General features: G+C 65.6%; 14 protein-coding genes. 8 read left to right on the forward strand and 6 right to left on the reverse strand.

Annotated elements, in window-relative coordinates; genetic code table 11:
- The first annotated feature begins 1 nt into the window (after position 1).
- On the forward strand, positions 2-1,423 hold the full coding sequence (locus tag CSC70_RS12205; RefSeq protein ID WP_162456918.1) for a sigma-54-dependent transcriptional regulator: 1,422 nt from the start codon (positions 2-4) through the stop codon (positions 1,421-1,423).
- 98 nt (positions 1,424-1,521) lie between these two features.
- On the opposite strand, the gene CSC70_RS12210 is transcribed toward CSC70_RS12205, so the two are convergent.
- Entirely contained in the window at positions 1,522-1,800 is a 279-nt protein-coding gene (locus tag CSC70_RS12210) for a HigA family addiction module antitoxin (protein WP_162457062.1), read from the reverse strand.
- Positions 1,801-2,305: 505 nt separating this feature from the next.
- Between CSC70_RS12210 and CSC70_RS12215 the strand changes: the two genes are divergently transcribed.
- The 6 genes from CSC70_RS12215 (at position 2,306) to coaE (ending at position 8,346) form a co-directional block, all read left to right on the forward strand.
- Positions 2,306-2,746: a pilin gene (locus CSC70_RS12215; protein ID WP_162456919.1), complete on the forward strand. Its 441-nt coding sequence runs from the start codon at positions 2,306-2,308 to the stop codon at positions 2,744-2,746.
- A gap of 120 nt (positions 2,747-2,866) precedes the next feature.
- Positions 2,867-3,283: a pilin gene (locus CSC70_RS12220; RefSeq protein WP_162456920.1), complete on the forward strand. Its 417-nt coding sequence runs from the start codon at positions 2,867-2,869 to the stop codon at positions 3,281-3,283.
- Positions 3,284-3,430: 147 nt separating this feature from the next.
- Positions 3,431-5,161 carry a type IV-A pilus assembly ATPase PilB gene (gene pilB, locus CSC70_RS12225; RefSeq protein WP_162456921.1) on the forward strand — a complete coding sequence of 577 codons (1,731 nt, stop codon included), beginning with the start codon at positions 3,431-3,433 and terminating at the stop codon, positions 5,159-5,161.
- 286 nt (positions 5,162-5,447) lie between these two features.
- On the forward strand, positions 5,448-6,707 hold the full coding sequence (locus CSC70_RS12230) for a type II secretion system F family protein (protein WP_162456922.1): 1,260 nt from the start codon (positions 5,448-5,450) through the stop codon (positions 6,705-6,707).
- 9 nt (positions 6,708-6,716) lie between these two features.
- The gene (locus CSC70_RS12235; RefSeq protein ID WP_162456923.1) at positions 6,717-7,580 is read left to right on the forward strand and encodes a prepilin peptidase; all 864 of its coding nucleotides are present in this window, start codon (positions 6,717-6,719) and stop codon (positions 7,578-7,580) included.
- Positions 7,581-7,710: 130 nt separating this feature from the next.
- Complete coding sequence (gene coaE, locus CSC70_RS12240; protein ID WP_162456924.1) at positions 7,711-8,346, forward strand: dephospho-CoA kinase; 636 nt, start codon at positions 7,711-7,713, stop codon at positions 8,344-8,346.
- Between the two features lie 77 nt (positions 8,347-8,423).
- On the opposite strand, the gene CSC70_RS12245 is transcribed toward coaE, so the two are convergent.
- From CSC70_RS12245 to CSC70_RS12255, 3 genes are all read right to left on the reverse strand, one after another.
- A complete protein-coding gene (locus tag CSC70_RS12245; protein ID WP_162456925.1) occupies positions 8,424-9,374 on the reverse strand; it encodes a Nudix family hydrolase in 951 nt (316 codons plus the stop codon).
- Between the two features lie 178 nt (positions 9,375-9,552).
- Entirely contained in the window at positions 9,553-12,291 is a 2,739-nt protein-coding gene (gene secA / locus CSC70_RS12250) for a preprotein translocase subunit SecA (protein WP_162456926.1), read from the reverse strand.
- A gap of 150 nt (positions 12,292-12,441) precedes the next feature.
- Positions 12,442-13,389 (reverse strand): M23 family metallopeptidase, encoded by a 948-nt coding sequence (locus tag CSC70_RS12255; RefSeq protein WP_162456927.1) that lies wholly within the window; start codon positions 13,387-13,389, stop codon positions 12,442-12,444.
- An 8-nt stretch (positions 13,390-13,397) separates the two neighbouring features.
- On the opposite strand from CSC70_RS12255, the gene CSC70_RS12260 reads away from it, so the two are divergent.
- The gene (locus tag CSC70_RS12260; protein ID WP_162456928.1) at positions 13,398-13,886 is read left to right on the forward strand and encodes a DciA family protein; all 489 of its coding nucleotides are present in this window, start codon (positions 13,398-13,400) and stop codon (positions 13,884-13,886) included.
- A 154-nt stretch (positions 13,887-14,040) separates the two neighbouring features.
- On the opposite strand, the gene lpxC is transcribed toward CSC70_RS12260, so the two are convergent.
- Positions 14,041-14,967 carry a UDP-3-O-acyl-N-acetylglucosamine deacetylase gene (lpxC, locus tag CSC70_RS12265; RefSeq protein ID WP_162456929.1) on the reverse strand — a complete coding sequence of 309 codons (927 nt, stop codon included), beginning with the start codon at positions 14,965-14,967 and terminating at the stop codon, positions 14,041-14,043.
- Positions 14,968-15,253: 286 nt separating this feature from the next.
- A complete protein-coding gene (gene ftsZ / locus CSC70_RS12270; protein ID WP_162456930.1) occupies positions 15,254-16,501 on the reverse strand; it encodes a cell division protein FtsZ in 1,248 nt (415 codons plus the stop codon).
- Between the last annotated feature and the right edge of the window lie 96 nt (positions 16,502-16,597).

Genomic DNA, 16,597 nt, shown 5'->3' on the forward strand with positions numbered 1-16,597 from the left:
CATGAGCGAGACCCGCAGCGCCCTGATCGTCGATGATGAACGCGACATCCGCGAGCTGCTGACCCTGACCCTGGGGCGCATGGGCCTGCGCATCGACACCGCGGCCAACCTGACCGAAGCCCGCGAGCAGCTCACCCGCAACCGCTACGACCTGTGCTTCACCGACATGCGCCTGCCCGACGGCGACGGTCTGGAGCTGGTCGGCGAAATCTCGCAGAACCATCCCGATACCCCGGTGGCGATGATCACCGCCTTCGGCAACGTCGAGCTGGCGGTGGAAGCGCTGAAGGCGGGCGCCTTCGACTTCGTCAGCAAGCCGGTCGACATCCACGTGCTGCGGCGGCTGGTGCAGCACGCGCTGGAACTGAACAACAGCGAGCGCCCCGCGCCGCCGCCGCCGCCGCCGGAGCACGCCAACAAGCTGCTCGGCGAATCGCCGGCCATGGTCCAGCTGCGCGACACCATCGCCCGCGTCGCCCGCAGCCAGGCGCCGGTATACATCCTGGGCGAATCCGGCGTCGGCAAGGAACTGGTCGCCCGCACCATCCACGAGCAGGGCGCGCGCAGCGCCGGTCCGTTCATCCCGGTCAACTGCGGCGCCATCCCCGCCGAGCTGATGGAAAGCGAGTTCTTCGGCCACAAGAAGGGCAGCTTCACAGGCGCCCACGCCGACAAGCCGGGGCTGTTCCAGGCCGCCAACGGCGGCACCCTGTTCCTGGACGAAGTCGCCGAGCTGCCATTGCCGATGCAGGTCAAGCTGCTGCGCGCCATCCAGGAGAAGTCGGTGCGCGCGGTCGGTGCTTCCGCCGAAGTGCCGGTGGACGTGCGCATCCTGTCGGCCACCCACAAGGACCTGGGCGAACTGGCCAACGATGGCCGCTTCCGCCACGACCTGTACTACCGCATCAACGTCATCGAGCTGCGCGTGCCGCCGCTGCGCGAGCGCGGCGGCGACCTGCCGCAGCTGGCCGGCGCCATCCTCGCCCGCCTGGCCGGCAGCCAAGGCCGCGCGGTACCGCAACTGGCCGCCGACGCGGTGGCTGCGTTGTCTTCCTACCCCTTCCCCGGCAACGTGCGCGAGTTGGAAAACATCCTGGAACGCGCCATGGCCATGGCCGACGGCGAGGTCATCGCCGCCCCGGACCTGCACCTGCCGCAGGCCGACAACCGCCGCATCGGCGACTCGGCCCCCGCAGCCACCCAGGCCGGCCCCGGAGCAGCCGCACCGGCCGCCGCCGATCCCGGCCTGCCGCCCGGCCCCGACGCCAACGCCGCCCTGCCCGGCTACATGGAACAGCTGGAGCGCGCCGCCATCCAGAAGGCACTGGAAGACAATCGCTGGAACAAGACCAAGGCCGCCGCCCAGCTTGGCATCACCTTTCGCGCCCTGCGCTACAAGCTGAAAAAGCTGGATATGGAGTAATCGCGACAGGTAGGAGCGGCGTAAGCCGCGATGAAGCTTTCCCGTGAACGCCCTTTCGCGGCTTACGCCGCTCCTACACGCCGCTCCTGCAAAAACGCTCAGGCCGCTCGCGGCTCCACCCGGCGCAGGATTTCCTCGCGGGTCGGCAATGTCTTCAAATCGTAGGTCGCCTGCAAGTTCATCCAGCTGGCGGCGTCACCACCGAAATAGCGCGCCAGACGCTCGGCGGTATCGGCGCTGATACCGCGCCGCTCCTTCACGATTTCGTGTATGCGCGTGGCAGGCACGGCCAGGACATTGGCCAGGCCATTCACGCTCAATCCCAGCGGAATCAGGAATTCCTCGCGCAGGACCTCGCCCGGATGCACGGGTCGCATGTGATTGACAGGACGGTTCACAGGGGTTTCCTCCACATCAGTGGTAATCGATTATCTCCGCATCGGAATGACAAGCGGGCGCACATTGGGGCATGTAGGAGCGGCGTAAGCCGCGACCCGGGTGTTTCCCATGTAGGAGCGGCGTCAGCCGCGATGAAGCTTTCCCGTGAACGCCCTTTCGCGGCTCACGCCGCTCCTACACGGGCCAATCCTCACATTACAGGCGGTCGGCTGACCTCGTTTCTGCCCCGGTCCCGGACGATATGACTGCCAGCGTCACATTGTGACGTTGGGCGTCACGAGGGTGAAACCGTGGTCCCGCACTGTCGAAACCGTCGCAGTTCCGGGGGATACCGCGTCACGGAGCGGATTCCGTGACAGTTGGCACGCTTTCTGCATTTACCTTCCTGCACGTGGAGTGTCCACGGCACCCACGGTCCACACACCAGGGACACGGGGGATGAGTGTCCCAGAACCAACCCATCCAAACAGAAGGATTTACGCAATGAAGAAGAACATGCAGGGCTTCACCCTCATCGAACTGATGATCGTTGTCGCCATCATCGCCATCCTGGCCGCCATCGCTCTGCCGGCGTATCAGGATTACACTGTTCGCGCCCGCGTTTCGGAAGCAGCTGTCGCTGCCGACGCGCTGAAGACCTTGGTGGCCGAGAACGCCGCCAGCGGCAATGCCAGCCTTGCCAGTGGCTTCACGGCTCCGTCCGCTACGGAGAATGTGGCCGCGGTCGCCGTCGATGGCACCAACGGCACCATCACCGTGACCACCACTGCTATCGCCGGTGGCGCGAATCTGGTGTTCAAGCCTTCCTCTGCCGGTGCCGACCTGGCCGCCGGCACCATCCCGGCCGATGTCATCGAGTGGGGCTGCAAAGCGGCCGATGGAACCACCATCGCGACGAAGTACCTCCCGTCGCAGTGCCGTTAATTTTCGGCTAAATCGGAACAGCCGTTCCCAAAGAAACCCCGCTTCGGCGGGGTTTCTTTTTGGCATGGTACGTGCGTGAACCTCTTAAGCCGCTCAGCTGAGGCGGCCGGGGGATTCAAAATGCAACGATCTACACAAGGCTTCACCTTGATCGAATTGATGATCGTTGTCGCCATCATCGCCATTCTGGCCGCTATCGCTTTGCCGGCGTATCAAGACTTAACCGTCCGCGCCAGAGTCTCTGAAGCACTCGTTTTTGCAGGCGCCGCCAAGGCCGCCGTTACCGAAAACATCAGCAATCAAAATGCGCTGAATGCCTCCGCATGCAGTGGCGTTACCTCCTTGGCAGCGGCTACCGCCAACCTAGCCAGCTTCGATTGCGCCGGCAATGGCGTGCTGACTGCAACCACCACGGCAGCGGCAGGTTCCGTGACCTTGACGCTGACACCTGCCTTCGGAGCTGACGAGCCTGTCACCTGGACCTGCGAACGCACCGCCGGCGAGAACAAACATGTTCCGGCCGAATGCCGGACCTGAGAAAGCCCCCTCCTTCACGGCCAAATGACCACCTCTCCTGGAGTTTGGCCGAACACCCTCCGAAGCAGCTTGCGAAACAAGCACCGCACTTTCGAGCATGGCACGAAGTTTGCAGTAACCTTTGGTCTGTCCCATCAGAGGCATCCCATGAACGCAGTCGCTGCTCCCAACCTAGTCGGCATTACCGGCATCGCCCGCCGTCTGGTGCAGGACGGCGCCATGGACGAGGCCACCGCCCGTTCCGCCATGGCCAATGCCACCGAGGCCAGGCAACCGCTGGCGCAGTGGATCGCGGAAAACAAACTGGTTGCCCCGGCCGACATGGCCGCGGCCAACGCCATCGAATTCGGCATCCCGCTGCTGGACGCGACCGCCTTCGACCCCAAGCACAGCGCCATCAAGCTGGTCAGCGAGGAACTGCTGCAGAAGCATCAGGTGCTGCCGCTGTTCAAGCGCGGCACCCGGTTGTTCGTCGGCATCAGCGACCCCACCCAGGCCCGGGCGCTGGACGACATCAAGTTCCACACCAACCTGGTGGTGGAACCGATCCTGGTGGCCGAGGACCAGCTGCGCCGCAGCCTGGAACAGTGGAGCAATGCCTCCGACGCACTGGGTTCGACCTTCGGCGAGGACGACGAAGGGCTGGAAAACCTGGAAGTCGGCAACGCCGACGAAGAGCCGGGCGGCGACAGTGGCGTGGACGCCAAGGGCGACGACACCCCGGTGGTCAAGTTCGTCAACAAGGTGCTGGTGGACGCCATCAAGCGCGGCGCCTCGGACATCCACTTCGAGCCCTACGAAACCGAATATCGGGTCCGCCTGCGCATCGACGGCATCCTCAAGCAGGTGGCCAAGGCGCCGATCAAGCTGAGCCAGCGCATCGCCGCCCGCCTCAAGGTCATGGCCCAGCTGGACATCGCCGAGAAGCGCGTACCGCAGGACGGCCGCATCAAGCTGAACCTGTCCAAGAGCAAGCAGATCGACTTCCGCGTCAGCACCCTGCCGACCCTGTTCGGCGAGAAGGTGGTGCTGCGCATCCTGGACGGCAGCGCGGCCAAGCTGGGCATCGACAAGCTGGGTTACGAGCCGGATCAGCAGAAACTGTTCGAAGAAGCCATCCACAAGCCCTACGGCATGGTGCTGGTCACCGGTCCCACCGGCTCGGGCAAGACGGTCAGCCTGTACACCGCGCTGGGCATCCTGAACGACGAAACCCGCAACATCTCCACCGCCGAAGACCCGGTGGAAATCCGCCTGCCGGGCGTCAACCAGGTGCAGCAGAACAACAAGCGCGGCATGACCTTCGCCGCTGCGCTGCGCAGCTTCCTGCGCCAGGATCCGGATATCATCATGGTCGGCGAAATCCGCGACCTGGAAACGGCCGAGATCGCCATCAAGGCGGCGCAAACCGGCCACATGGTGCTGTCCACCCTACATACCAATGACGCGCCACAGACAATCGCCCGCCTGATGAACATGGGCATCGCCCCGTACAACATCACCAGTTCGGTCACCCTGGTCATCGCCCAGCGTCTGGCGCGCCGGCTGTGCAGCAAGTGCAAACGACCGGTGGAATTGCCTGAGAATGCCCTGCTGGCCGAAGGCTTTACCGAGGCCGAGATCCGGGAAGGCTTCACCGTGTACGAGCCGGTGGGTTGTGACGAATGCAGCGACGGCTACAAGGGCCGGACCGGCATCTACCAGGTCATGCCGATGACCGACCAGATCGCCAGTATCGTGCTGGCCGGCGGCAACGCCATCCAGATCGCAGAGGTTGCGCAGCAGGAAGGCGTCCGCGACCTGCGCCAATCGGCCCTGTGGAAGGTCAAACAGGGCGTGACCAGCCTGGCCGAGATCAACCGCGTCACCAAGGACTGAGGGAACATCGCCCTTGTAGGAGCGGCGCAAGCCGCGAATGCCTTTCGGCCAAATCGCGACAATCCAAATGAAAGACATTCGCGGCTTACGCCGCTCCTACAAGGAGGAGGAACGGGGCCGGATCACGGCTTACGCCACTCCTGCAAGAGCGCCGAGGTCGTTCCATGAACGGATTGCCGGGCGAACCTTGCCGCCCGTCACACCCGGGATTTTCCCTTGGCCTTGTAACCAGTTACCATCCGTGGCATAGCCAGACCGGCCGGGGATGCCGGCAGGGGATCGAGACATGTCCGTGAGCCGTACCGCCATCAAGAAGAGCGCGCCCGCACAGCGCGAGACCAAGCAGTTGGCGCCTTTCGTATGGGAGGGCACCGACAAGCGCGGGGTCAAGATGAAGGGCGAGCAGGAGGCGAAAAATGCCAACCTGCTGCGCGCGGAGCTGCGCCGCCTGGGCATTACCCCCACCGTGGTCAAGCCCAAGCCCAAACCGCTGTTCGGTTCGGCCGGCAAGCCGGTCACGCCGAAGGAGATCGCCTTCTTCAGCCGGCAGATGGCCACGATGATGAAATCCGGCGTGCCGATCGTGCAGGCGCTGGAGATCATCGGCAGCGGCCACAAGAACGTCCGCATGCAAAAGCTGGTCGGTGAAATCCGTGCCGACATCGAGAGCGGCTCGTCTTTACATGAAGCCATCAGCAAGCATCCGGTCCAGTTCGACGAGTTGTACCGCAACCTGGTGCGTGCCGGCGAAGGCGCCGGTGTGCTGGAAACAGTGCTGGACACCATCGCCAGCTACAAGGAAAACATCGAAACCCTGAAGGGCAAGATCAAGAAGGCCTTGTTCTACCCAACCATGACCATCGCGGTTGCCCTGATCGTTAGCGCGATATTGTTGATATTCGTGGTGCCTCAGTTTGAATCGGTATTCAAAAACTTCGGCGCCGATCTCCCTGCTTTCACCAAATTGATAGTCGCAGCTTCACGTATAGCAGTACATTATTGGTGGCTGGGATTGCTTGTTACTGTGGGTAGTTTGTTTGCTTTCTTTTTCTTCAAGAAGCGCTCGCCAACTTTCCAGCATTTCCTTGACCGCTTGATTCTGAAAGTGCCAATTATCGGCCAGATCATGCACAACAGTGCGATCGCCCGTTTTGCCCGCACCACGGCAGTGACCTTCAAGGCCGGCGTGCCGCTGGTCGAGGCGCTGGACACCGTGGCCGGTGCCACCGGTAATACCGTGTATGAGAAGGCCGTACACCGTATGCGTGATGATGTGGCCGTGGGCTACCCGCTGAACATGGCGATGAAGCAGACCGCCCTGTTCCCGCACATGGTGATCCAGATGACCGCCATCGGCGAGGAAGCCGGCGCACTGGACACCATGCTATTCAAGGTCGCTGAATATTTCGAGCAGGAAGTCAACAATGCCGTCGATGCGTTGAGCAGCCTGATTGAACCATTGATTATGGTGTTCATCGGCGGCCTGGTTGGCTGCATGGTCATCGGCATGTACCTTCCGATCTTCAAGCTGGCCGCTACGGTCTGACCCTGCACGATGGCATTCCTCGACCAGAACCCCGCCCTGGGGTATCCACTGGCGGCCGGTCTTGGCCTGATGGTGGGCAGCTTCCTCAACGTGGTCATCCTGCGGATGCCACGGCGGCTGGAGTGGCAGTGGAAGCGCGATGCCGTCGAGATCCTGGAACAACCGGAAATCTACGACCCGCCGCCGCCCGGCATCGTGGTCGAGCCTTCGCACTGCCCGCACTGCAAGCACCGGCTGTCCTGGTACGAGAACATCCCGCTGTTCAGCTGGCTGATCCAGGGCGGCAAATGCCGGCATTGCAAGGCGCCGATCTCGCCGCAGTACCCGCTGGTGGAACTGCTGACCTGCCTGCTGACCCTGGCCTGCGTGTGGAAGTTCGGCTTCGGCTGGCAGGGCTTCGGCGCGGCGCTGTTCAGCTGCTTCCTGATCGCGCTGTCCGGCATCGACCTGCGTACCCAGCTGCTGCCCGACCAGCTGACCCTGCCGCTGATGTGGCTGGGGCTTATCGCCAGCACCGACAACCTGTACATGCCTGCCAAGCCGGCGCTGCTGGGCGCCATCGCCGGCTACGTCTCGCTGTGGTCGGTGTGGTGGCTGTTCAAGCAGCTGACCGGCAAGGAAGGCATGGGCCACGGCGACTTCAAGCTGCTGGCCGCCATCGGCGCCTGGACCGGGCTGAAGGGCATCCTGCCGACCATCCTGCTGTCCTCGCTGGTCGGGGCGGTGATCGGCTCGATCTGGCTGGCAATCAAGGGCCGCGACCGCGCCACGCCGATCCCGTTCGGCCCGTACCTGGCGATCGCCGGCTGGATCGTGTTCATGTGGGGCGAGCAGCTGATCGACGCCTACATGCGCATCGCCGGCCTGAAATAGGCCACGGCAGCCCCCTGTAGGAGCGGCGCAAGCCACGACCCGGCCTTCATGGGAAAGCTTCATCGCGGCTTGCGCCGCTCCTACGCGCTCCCACGGAACCCGCCGTTCGCCAGGACGGCATAATCGGCACATGAGCGACTACCTGATCGGACTGACCGGCGGCATCGCCTCCGGCAAGAGCGCGCTGGAGCGGGAATTCGTCGCGCTGGGCGTGACCGTGGCCGACGCCGACGCCATCGCCCGCGAGATCGTCGAGCCCGGCCAGCCGGCGCTGGATGAAATCGCCGCCCGCTTCGGTACGAACATGCTGGATGCCGAAGGCCGCCTCGACCGCGCCGCGATGCGCCGGCGGGTATTTGCCGACCCGGCCGAACGCAAGGCGCTGGAAGCCATCACCCACCCGCGCATCCGCCAGCGGCTGGAACAACGCTGCCGCCAGGCTGCCGGCCCGTATGCCGTGGCGATGATCCCGTTGCTGGCCGAGGGCAGCGGGCGCGACAGCTATCCGTGGCTGGACCGGATCCTGGTCGTGGACGTGCCGGTGGGAACGCAGCAGGCGCGACTGATGCAGCGCGACGGCATCGACGCCGCGCTGGCGGAACGGATGATCGCTTCGCAGGCCAGCCGCGAACGGCGACTCGCCATCGCCGACGATATCGTGGTCAACGACGGCGATCCCGAACACCTGCGCACGGCTGCCGCCGGGCTGGATGCGCTGTACCGCCGGCTGGCCGCCACGCGGCAGGAGCGGCGCAAGCCGCGATGAAGCTTCCCCCTGAAAGCCCGGTCGCGGCTGACGCCGCTCCTACATGGGAAACGTCCGGATCGCGGCTGACGCAGCTCCTACAAGTCCTTCGGCCACAGGGCGCGGATGGCGGCAATGCCCTGGGCGCCGTGGTTGCGGGCCTGCGGGATGTCGTCCGGCCCCAGTCCGCCGATCGCGTACAGCGGCAGCGACACCGACTCGCGCAGCGCATCGAAGCCGGTCCAACCCAGCGGCGCGATCCCCGGATGGCTGGGCGTGGCCTGCAGCGAACCGAGTACGGCGAAATCGCAATCCAGCCGCTGCGCATGCTGCAATTCCTCGGCCGTATGGCAGGACGCCGCCACCGGCAGTTCCGCCGGTAACGGGCGTCGGTCCAGTCCGGCCAGTTGCGCGGCCCGCAACTGCACCCCGGCGCCGAGCCGGAGTGCCAGTTCGATGTCGCCCCCAACCAATGCTTCAGCACCGGCCTTGCGGCAGCGCGCGACCGCCTGTTCCAGCAACCCCGACCAGCGCGCGGGATCGCCGACCCGCAGCTGCACGCGGGCGATGCCGTCGTCGACCGCCATGCCCAGTCGCAACAGCCAGTCGCTGCCGTCGCCCTGCGGCTCCGGGGTGACCAGATAGCGATCCGGATCCAGCAGCATGCCGACCACCGGCCGGTCGGCCGGAGGCATGTGGTAGCGCGTGAGCTTGTCCCTCGCCACCCAGCTCAGCGCCTGCCCTTCGATCCCGCGCGGCTTGCCGCTCCAGCTGGTAACCCGGCGCAGTTCCAGCCGCAGGCGCTTGTCCGGATACCGCTGCGGCACTTCCATCAGCCGCTCGCCGACTTCGACGGCGATGCCGAGTTCTTCCTGCAGTTCGCGCACCAGCGCCTGTTCGGAGGTTTCGCCGGGCTCGCGCTTGCCGCCGGGGAATTCCCACAGCCCGCCGTGGTCGCTGGCCTCGGTGCGCCGCGCCAGCAGCACCCTGCCCTTCGGATCGGTGATCAGGCCGGCGACGACGTGGATGGAGCGCAGGGAAGACTTCATGCCGCTAGCTTGCCGGCTGCGCCGGGCGGAAGGCAAATCCGGAACATCCCGGAACGGATATCCACCTTGACTCGTGCAGTAGCAGCAGTAGGAGCGGCGTAAGCCGCGAAAGGGCTTTCATGGGAAAGCCTCATCGCGGCTTACGCCGCTCCTACTGCTGCTCCTGCCGCGTGCTGTCTCAGTTCAACTGCCCGTGGCAATGCTTGTACTTCTTGCCGCTGCCACACGGGCAGGGATCGTTGCGGCCGACCTTGGGACCCTCGCGCTGCACGGTCTGCTGCGCCTGCGCGGCGGCCTGGGCCGCCTGCACCTGCGCGGCTTCCTCGTCGGCACCGTAGCCGCCGGCGTCCTGGTGCTGGAACTGCAGTTGCCGGGCACGGGCCTCGGCCATTGCGCGCTCCTGCGCCTCCATCGCCGCCACTTCCTCTTCGGTGCGGATGCGCACGCGGGCCAGGATGGTGACCACCTCGCGCTTGACGTTCTCCAGCATTTCCGAGAACAGCTCGAAGGCTTCCTTCTTGTATTCCTGCTTGGGCTGCTTCTGCGCATAGCCGCGCAGGTGGATGCCCTGACGCAGGTAGTCCATGCGCGCCAGGTGCTCCTTCCAGCTCTTGTCCAGCACGGTGAGCATGACGTGCTTTTCCAGCATGCGCATGGTCTCGGCGCCGACGGCGGCTTCCTTGGCCTCGAAGTGGCCGGCCAGCGCGGCCTGCACGCGCTGCTCGACGCCTTCGGCGTCCAGTTCGGTTTCTTCCTTCAACCATTCCGCGGTCGACAGCTGCAGGCCGAACTCGGCCTCCAGCGCGGCCTGCAAGCCCGGCAGGTCCCACTGGGCGTCGATCGAATCCGGCGGCACGTAGCGCGCGACCAGGTCGGCGACCACGTCCTCGCGGATGCCGTCGATGTTGTCCTTGACCGACTCGGCTTCCAGCAGCTCATCGCGCTGGGCGTAGATGACCTTGCGCTGGTCGTTGTTGACGTCGTCGAAGTCCAGCAGGTTCTTGCGGATGTCGAAGTTGTGCGCTTCGACCTTGCGCTGCGCCTTCTCGATCTGCCGGCTGACCAGACGGTCCTCGATGACGTCGTCCTCCTTCATGCCGATCAGCTTCATCGCCTTCTGCACCCAGTCGGAGGCGAAGATCCGCATCAGGTTGTCTTCCAGCGACAGGTAGAAGCGCGAGGAACCCGGGTCGCCCTGGCGACCGGAACGGCCGCGCAGCTGGTTGTCGATGCGGCGCGACTCGTGGCGTTCGGTACCGACGATGTGCAGGCCGCCTGCGGCCTTGACCGTGTCGTGGCGCTGCTGCCATTCGGATTTGACCCGCGCCTGCTCGGCCTCGCCGGCCTCATCGCCCAGCGCGGCCAGGTCGGCTTCCAGCGAGCCGCCCAGCACGATGTCGGTGCCGCGGCCGGCCATGTTGGTGGCGATGGTGATCGCGCCCGGACGGCCGGCGTTGGCGACGATGTGCGCCTCGCGTTCGTGCTGCTTGGCGTTCAGCACTTCATGCGGCACTCCGGCCTTGCGCAGGAAGTCGGACAGGAACTCGGAGGTCTCCACCGAGGTGGTGCCGACCAGCGCCGGCTGCCCGCGCTGGTAGCAGTCCTGGATGTCGGCCAGCACCGCGTTGAACTTGCCGTTGCGGTTCAGGAACACCTGGTCCGACGAATCCTTGCGCACGGTCGGCCGGTTGGGCGGAATGACCACCACTTCCAGTCCGTAGATGCTCTGGAACTCGTAGGCTTCGGTGTCGGCGGTGCCGGTCATGCCCGACAGCTTGTCGTACATGCGGAACAGGTTCTGGAAGGTGACGCTGGCCAGGGTCTGGTTCTCGCGCTGGACCGGCACGCCTTCCTTGGCCTCGACCGCCTGGTGCAGGCCGTCGGACCAGCGGCGACCGACCAAGGTACGGCCGGTGAATTCGTCGACGATCACCACCTCGCCGTCGCGGACCAGATAATCCACGTCGCGCTGGTAGATGGCGTGCGCGCGCAGCGCCGCATTCAGGTGATGGACCACGCTGAGGTTCTGCGGCGAGTACAGGTCGTCGCCCTCGGCCAGGATGCCGGCCCGGCGCAGCAGGTCTTCGGCGTGCTCCTGCCCGGCTTCGGACAGGTGCACCTGCTTGGACTTCTCGTCGACCCAGTAGTCGCCCTCGCCTTCCTCGCTTTCCTGCCGGCTCAGCTCGGGGACGATGCGGTCGACCTTGATGTACAGCTCCGGCGATTCGTCGGCCGGGCCGGAGATGATCAGCGGCGTGCGCGCCTCGTCGATCAGGATCGAATCGACCTCGTCGACGATCGCGTAATGCAGCCCGCGCTGGTAACGGTCGTCCTTCGACATCGCCATGTTGTCGCGCAGGTAGTCGAAGCCGAACTCGTTGTTGGTGCCGTAGGTGATGTCGGCGCCGTAGGCCTCGTGCTTGTCCGAGTGCGGCATGCCCGGGTAGACCACGCCGACGCTCAGGCCCAGCCAGCTGTACAGCCGGCCCATCCACGCCGCGTCGCGGCGCGCCAGGTAGTCGTTGACGGTGACCACATGCACGCCCTTGCCTTCCAGCGCGTTGAGGTACACCGGCAGGGTCGCGACCAAGGTCTTGCCTTCGCCGGTACGCATCTCGGCGATCTTGCCCAGATGCAGCACCATGCCGCCGATCAGCTGCACGTCGTAGTGGCGCATGCCGAGCACGCGCTTGCCGGCTTCGCGGCAGACCGCGAACGCTTCCGGCAGGACCTTGTCCAGCGACTCGCCATCGGCGATGCGTTGCCTGAATTCCGGGGTCTTGTCCTTCAGTTGCTGGTCGGACAGTTTTTCCAGTTCCGGCTCGAGGGCGTTGATCTTGGCGACGGTGCGCTGGAGCTGCTTCAACAGGCGCTCGTTGCGGCTGCCAAAAACACGGGTGAGCAGGTTGTTGATCATGTACGGAACCGGTTGGAAGGGAGCCCGGGGCGGCCGCGTCGCCGGCCCGAAAACAGGACAGGGCGCAATGCGCCCCGTCTGGACAAGTGCCTATTGTAGCTGGGGGCGGCCACCGGGGAATCAACCCCGCATCGGCGCCCTCGCCGCGGCTCAGCCGTGCTTGGCGGCCTGCACCGGAGTCGGGCCGCTGCCGAGGAACTTGCGCGGGTTGACCACGTTGCCGTTTTCCCAGACCTCGAAATGGACGTGGGCGCCGGTGGAACGACCGGTAGAGCCGGCCTTGGCGATTTCCTGGCCAACCCGGACCAGTTGCCCTTCCTTCACCGACAGCCGCGAATTGTGCGCGTAGCGGGTCACGTAGCCGTTGCCGTGATCGATGTCGACCACGTTGCCGTAGCCGCTCTTGACTCCGGAGAAGCTGACCACGCCATCGGCCACCGCCCGCACCGGGTCGCCGACCGAGGCCTTGAAGTCGATGCCCTTGTGGAACTGGCCACCGCCGCCGAACGGATCGGCGCGGCCGCCGAAGCCCGAGGTGATATAGCTGTTGACCGGCGCCCGCGACGGGGTGGCGTTGCGGTCCAGCTCGCGGTTGAACAGCAGCGCTTCCAGCACCGAGAGCTGCTTGCCGGAGTCCTCGAAGGTGTGCCCCAACTGGTCCAGGCCGCCCGCCAGTTCGCCCGGCGCCATGTCGTGGCTGGCCTCGGCGCCACCGATGCCGACCGGCTCTTCGAAGTCGAATTCGCCGTCCTGCAGCTGGCCCATCCGGGTCAGGCGCTCGCCCAGCGCGTTCAGCCGGTTGGCCTGCGCCTGCAATTCGCCCAGCCGCGCGGCCAGGGCATTGACCTCCTGCTGGGCGCCGCGGCGGACCTGCTCCAGCTCGGACTGCTGACGGTCGACCTTGGCCTGCAGCATCGACACCTGAACCAGGCCGAATGCGCTGCGCGCACCCACGCCGACCAGCAGACCGGCCGCGAGCACGATGCCGGCGAACAGCCAGGGGCGGGAATGGAAGCGGTGCTGCGCCTGCAGCGAACGGCGCGCCAGATCATGGGCCAGTCGGGCGCGGGAATTGTTTACGATGTCGTGGAATTTCATGGGTTCCGATGTCTAGTCCTATGTCCAAGCCGCGCCGCGCATCGACTCCGCTCCCGGCCCTGCAGGCCGCGATGTCGGACGCCGAAACCGACCCGGTGCGCCGCGCCATTCGGCTGGACGCGCTGGAACAGCTGCTCCGCCCCCTCCTGCCCCCTGTCCTGGCCGGCCATTGCAGGCTGGCCAACGTGACCGGAAACCGGCTGGTATATCTCGTCGACTCGCCGGTGTGGAAGGCCAAACTGCGGCTGGCCGCCCCCCGACTGGTCGATCAGGCCCAATCCATCGGAATGACCGTCACCGAAGTGATGGTCAAGACCACCTTGCAACCTCTGCATCCTGCGCCCGCCGCCGGCGAACCGACGGCAGGAATCTCCATTTCAGCCTCCGCGCGCGCCGCATTGCAGGCCGCGCTGGACTCCCTGGACGCTCCGGGCAACGCCGGCACGCCGGCGAAACCCGGTGACTCTTCCTCTGCGGCACGGCGCCCGAAACGCTGACCGGGGCGGGTGCACGCATTCCGCGCATGGTACCGGCCAATCGACCCGCAGTCGTTAGTCAGAAGTTAAATTTTCGTTATATAGTGCCGGGAGAACCGCCCGACCTCACAGTTTGAACGGCCGCCGGATACCCGGCCTGTGGCGGCACGGCGTCTCAGCTGGCCGTCGACGGCAGACCATAGGCAATGGAAGGCGCGGCGGCGGCGGTATCGTCGTCGAGCCCGAAGCTGACCTCTTCCCAGGCCGAGGTCTGGGTCAGCAGCGCGCGCACCAGCTTGTTGTTCAGTGCATGCCCGGACTTGTAGCCCTCGTAGGCGCCAAGGATGGGGCGGCCGGCCAGATACAGGTCGCCGATGGCATCCAGGATCTTGTGGCGGACGAATTCGTCGGCATAGCGCAGGCCGTCCTCGTTGAGCACGCGGAACTCGTCCAGCACGATGGCGTTGTCCATCGACCCGCCCAGTCCCAGGTTGCGCTCGCGCATGTACTCCAGGTCGCGCATGAAGCCGAAGGTGCGTGCGCGGGAGACTTCCTTGACATAGGCGTCGGAGGAGAAATCGACCTCGGCACGCGATTGCGAGGCTGGAATCATCGGATGGTCGAACTGCACGGTGAAGCCGACCCGGAAGCCGTCGTAGGGCTCGAAACGGGCGATCTTGTCGCCGTCGCGCACCTCGACCGGTTCGACGATGCGGATGAAGCGCTTCGGCGCCGCCTGCTCCTCGATGCCGGCCGACTGCAGCAGGAACACGAACGGACCGGCGGAACCGTCCATGATCGGCAACTCGGCCGAGGACAGTTCCACGTAGACATTGTCGATGCCGAGCCCGGCCAGCGCCGACATCAGGTGTTCGACGGTCAGCACCTTGGCACCGTCGCCGGTCAGGCCGGTACACAGGGTGGTTTCGGTGACCAGCTGGGCCTGGGCGGGAATTTCCGCCACCGGGTCCAGATCGATGCGGCGGAACACCACGCCGGTATCGGCCGCGGCCGGCCGCAGGGTCATGTACACCTTCTCGCCGCTGTGCAGGCCCACGCCGGTGGCGCGGATCACATTCTTGAGTGTGCGCTGCCTGGACATGGTGGGAACGAAGGCGGTCATGGAATGAGCGGGCGGCGAGAATAGCACGTAATTAGCTGAATCTTAACGGAAGGATCGCTCTGTCTCACCTTTGCAACAAGGATTTGGCAGGAGCCTGTTCAGCTTGGTGGAAAAACCTGCCGGGCCAGCGACGGCCCGGCAGCAAGGGACATGGAAATCTGTACAACACTCCTCGGGTCCGCGGCGGAAGCGCCGCGGGCCAGGCGGCGATCCGCCCGACCCACGCTGACGCCCGCCCGTCCCGGACTCCGGAACGGAGCCGCGCTCAGTCGGCCTGGCGACGCAGGAACGCCGGAATGTCCAGGTAATCACCCGGCAGTTCGGCGTGGCCCGCGTCCGGGGCGGGAGCCGCGGCGGAGGCCGCCGCCGTCTCGACGCCACCACGGCGCAGGCCGAGGCCGCCGACCGCATTGGCGATCGGATCGGCCGGGGCCACGTCGTCGATCGGCAGGCCGGTGGTGGCGTCACGAACCAGCTTGATCGGCGCACGCATCGGCTCGCGGAAGCCGCCGGACAGATCGCCACGATCGCGGACCGGCTGGCGGGCGACGGCGCGGTTCAGGCCGGTGGCGACCACGGTCACTCGCACCTCGTCCTTCATTTCCGGATCAAGCACGGTGCCGACCACCACGGTGGCGTCCTCGGAGGCGAAGCCCTCGACCGTGCGGCCGACCTCGTCGAACTCGGCCATGGTGAAGTCCGGGCCGGCAGTGATGTTGACCAGGATGCCGTTGGCGCCGGACAGGTTGACATCGTCCAGCAGCGGGTTCTGGATCGCCGATTCGGCGGCGGCCTGGGCCCGGTCGTCGCCCTTGGCATGGCCGGTACCCATCATCGCCAGACCCATTTCGGACATGACGGTGCGCACGTCGGCGAAGTCGACGTTGATCAGGCCCGGACGCACGATCAGGTCGGCGATGCCCTGCACCGCGCCCAGCAGCACGTCGTTGGCGGCGCGGAAGGCCTGGATCATGGTCGCGTTGCGGCCCAGCACGGTGATCAGCTTCTCGTTGGGAATGGTGATCAGCGAGTCGCAGTGGTGGCTCAGTTCCTCGATGCCCTTCAGCGCCACCTGCATGCGGCGGCGGCCTTCGAACGGGAACGGCTTGGTCACCACGGCCACGGTCAGGATGCCCATCTCCTTGGCCACCTGCGCCACTACCGGTGCGGCGCCGGTGCCGGTGCCGCCGCCCATGCCGGCGGTGATGAAGACCATGTCGGCGCCGTCCAGCGCCTCGATGATGCGCTCGCGGTCTTCCAGCGCGGCCTGGCGGCCGACTTCCGGATTGGCGCCGGCGCCCAGTCCCTTGGTGACGTTGCTGCCAAGCTGCAGCTGCAGCTTGGCGCCGCAGTTCTTGATCGCCTGCGCGTCGGTATTGGCGGTGATGAATTCCACACCGTCGACGCTGCTGTTGACCATGTGCGCGACCGCGTTGCCGCCGCCGCCGCCGACGCCGACCACCTTGATCACCGCGTTCGGTGCCATCTTCTCGACCAATTCGAAATGTGCCATGTCCGTGTCCTCTAGTTTAGTTATGTGTTGTTGCGTGAATCGGTGATGCGGGGTTGCACTGCCTTCGTCTTCGCCTCTTTCTGCGAGGAGTGAGAA

Origin of the sequence: Pseudoxanthomonas kalamensis DSM 18571 (assembly GCF_010211745.1) — a bacterium.
Classification (GTDB): Bacteria; Pseudomonadota; Gammaproteobacteria; order Xanthomonadales; family Xanthomonadaceae; genus Pseudoxanthomonas_A; species Pseudoxanthomonas_A kalamensis.

What these genes read in the sequence shown, in the direction of transcription:
- CSC70_RS12205 (WP_162456918.1), top strand. Translation starts at nt 2, where the DNA reads ATGAGCGAGACCCGCAGCGCCCTGATCGTCGATGATGAACGCGACATC.
- CSC70_RS12210 (WP_162457062.1), bottom strand. Translation starts at nt 1,800, where the DNA reads ATGCGACCCGTGCATCCGGGCGAGGTCCTGCGCGAGGAATTCCTGATT.
- CSC70_RS12215 (WP_162456919.1), top strand. Translation starts at nt 2,306, where the DNA reads ATGAAGAAGAACATGCAGGGCTTCACCCTCATCGAACTGATGATCGTT.
- CSC70_RS12220 (WP_162456920.1), top strand. Translation starts at nt 2,867, where the DNA reads ATGCAACGATCTACACAAGGCTTCACCTTGATCGAATTGATGATCGTT.
- pilB (WP_162456921.1), top strand. Translation starts at nt 3,431, where the DNA reads ATGAACGCAGTCGCTGCTCCCAACCTAGTCGGCATTACCGGCATCGCC.
- CSC70_RS12230 (WP_162456922.1), top strand. Translation starts at nt 5,448, where the DNA reads ATGTCCGTGAGCCGTACCGCCATCAAGAAGAGCGCGCCCGCACAGCGC.
- CSC70_RS12235 (WP_162456923.1), top strand. Translation starts at nt 6,717, where the DNA reads ATGGCATTCCTCGACCAGAACCCCGCCCTGGGGTATCCACTGGCGGCC.
- coaE (WP_162456924.1), top strand. Translation starts at nt 7,711, where the DNA reads ATGAGCGACTACCTGATCGGACTGACCGGCGGCATCGCCTCCGGCAAG.
- CSC70_RS12245 (WP_162456925.1), bottom strand. Translation starts at nt 9,374, where the DNA reads ATGAAGTCTTCCCTGCGCTCCATCCACGTCGTCGCCGGCCTGATCACC.
- secA (WP_162456926.1), bottom strand. Translation starts at nt 12,291, where the DNA reads ATGATCAACAACCTGCTCACCCGTGTTTTTGGCAGCCGCAACGAGCGC.
- CSC70_RS12255 (WP_162456927.1), bottom strand. Translation starts at nt 13,389, where the DNA reads ATGAAATTCCACGACATCGTAAACAATTCCCGCGCCCGACTGGCCCAT.
- CSC70_RS12260 (WP_162456928.1), top strand. Translation starts at nt 13,398, where the DNA reads ATGTCTAGTCCTATGTCCAAGCCGCGCCGCGCATCGACTCCGCTCCCG.
- lpxC (WP_162456929.1), bottom strand. Translation starts at nt 14,967, where the DNA reads ATGTCCAGGCAGCGCACACTCAAGAATGTGATCCGCGCCACCGGCGTG.
- ftsZ (WP_162456930.1), bottom strand. Translation starts at nt 16,501, where the DNA reads ATGGCACATTTCGAATTGGTCGAGAAGATGGCACCGAACGCGGTGATC.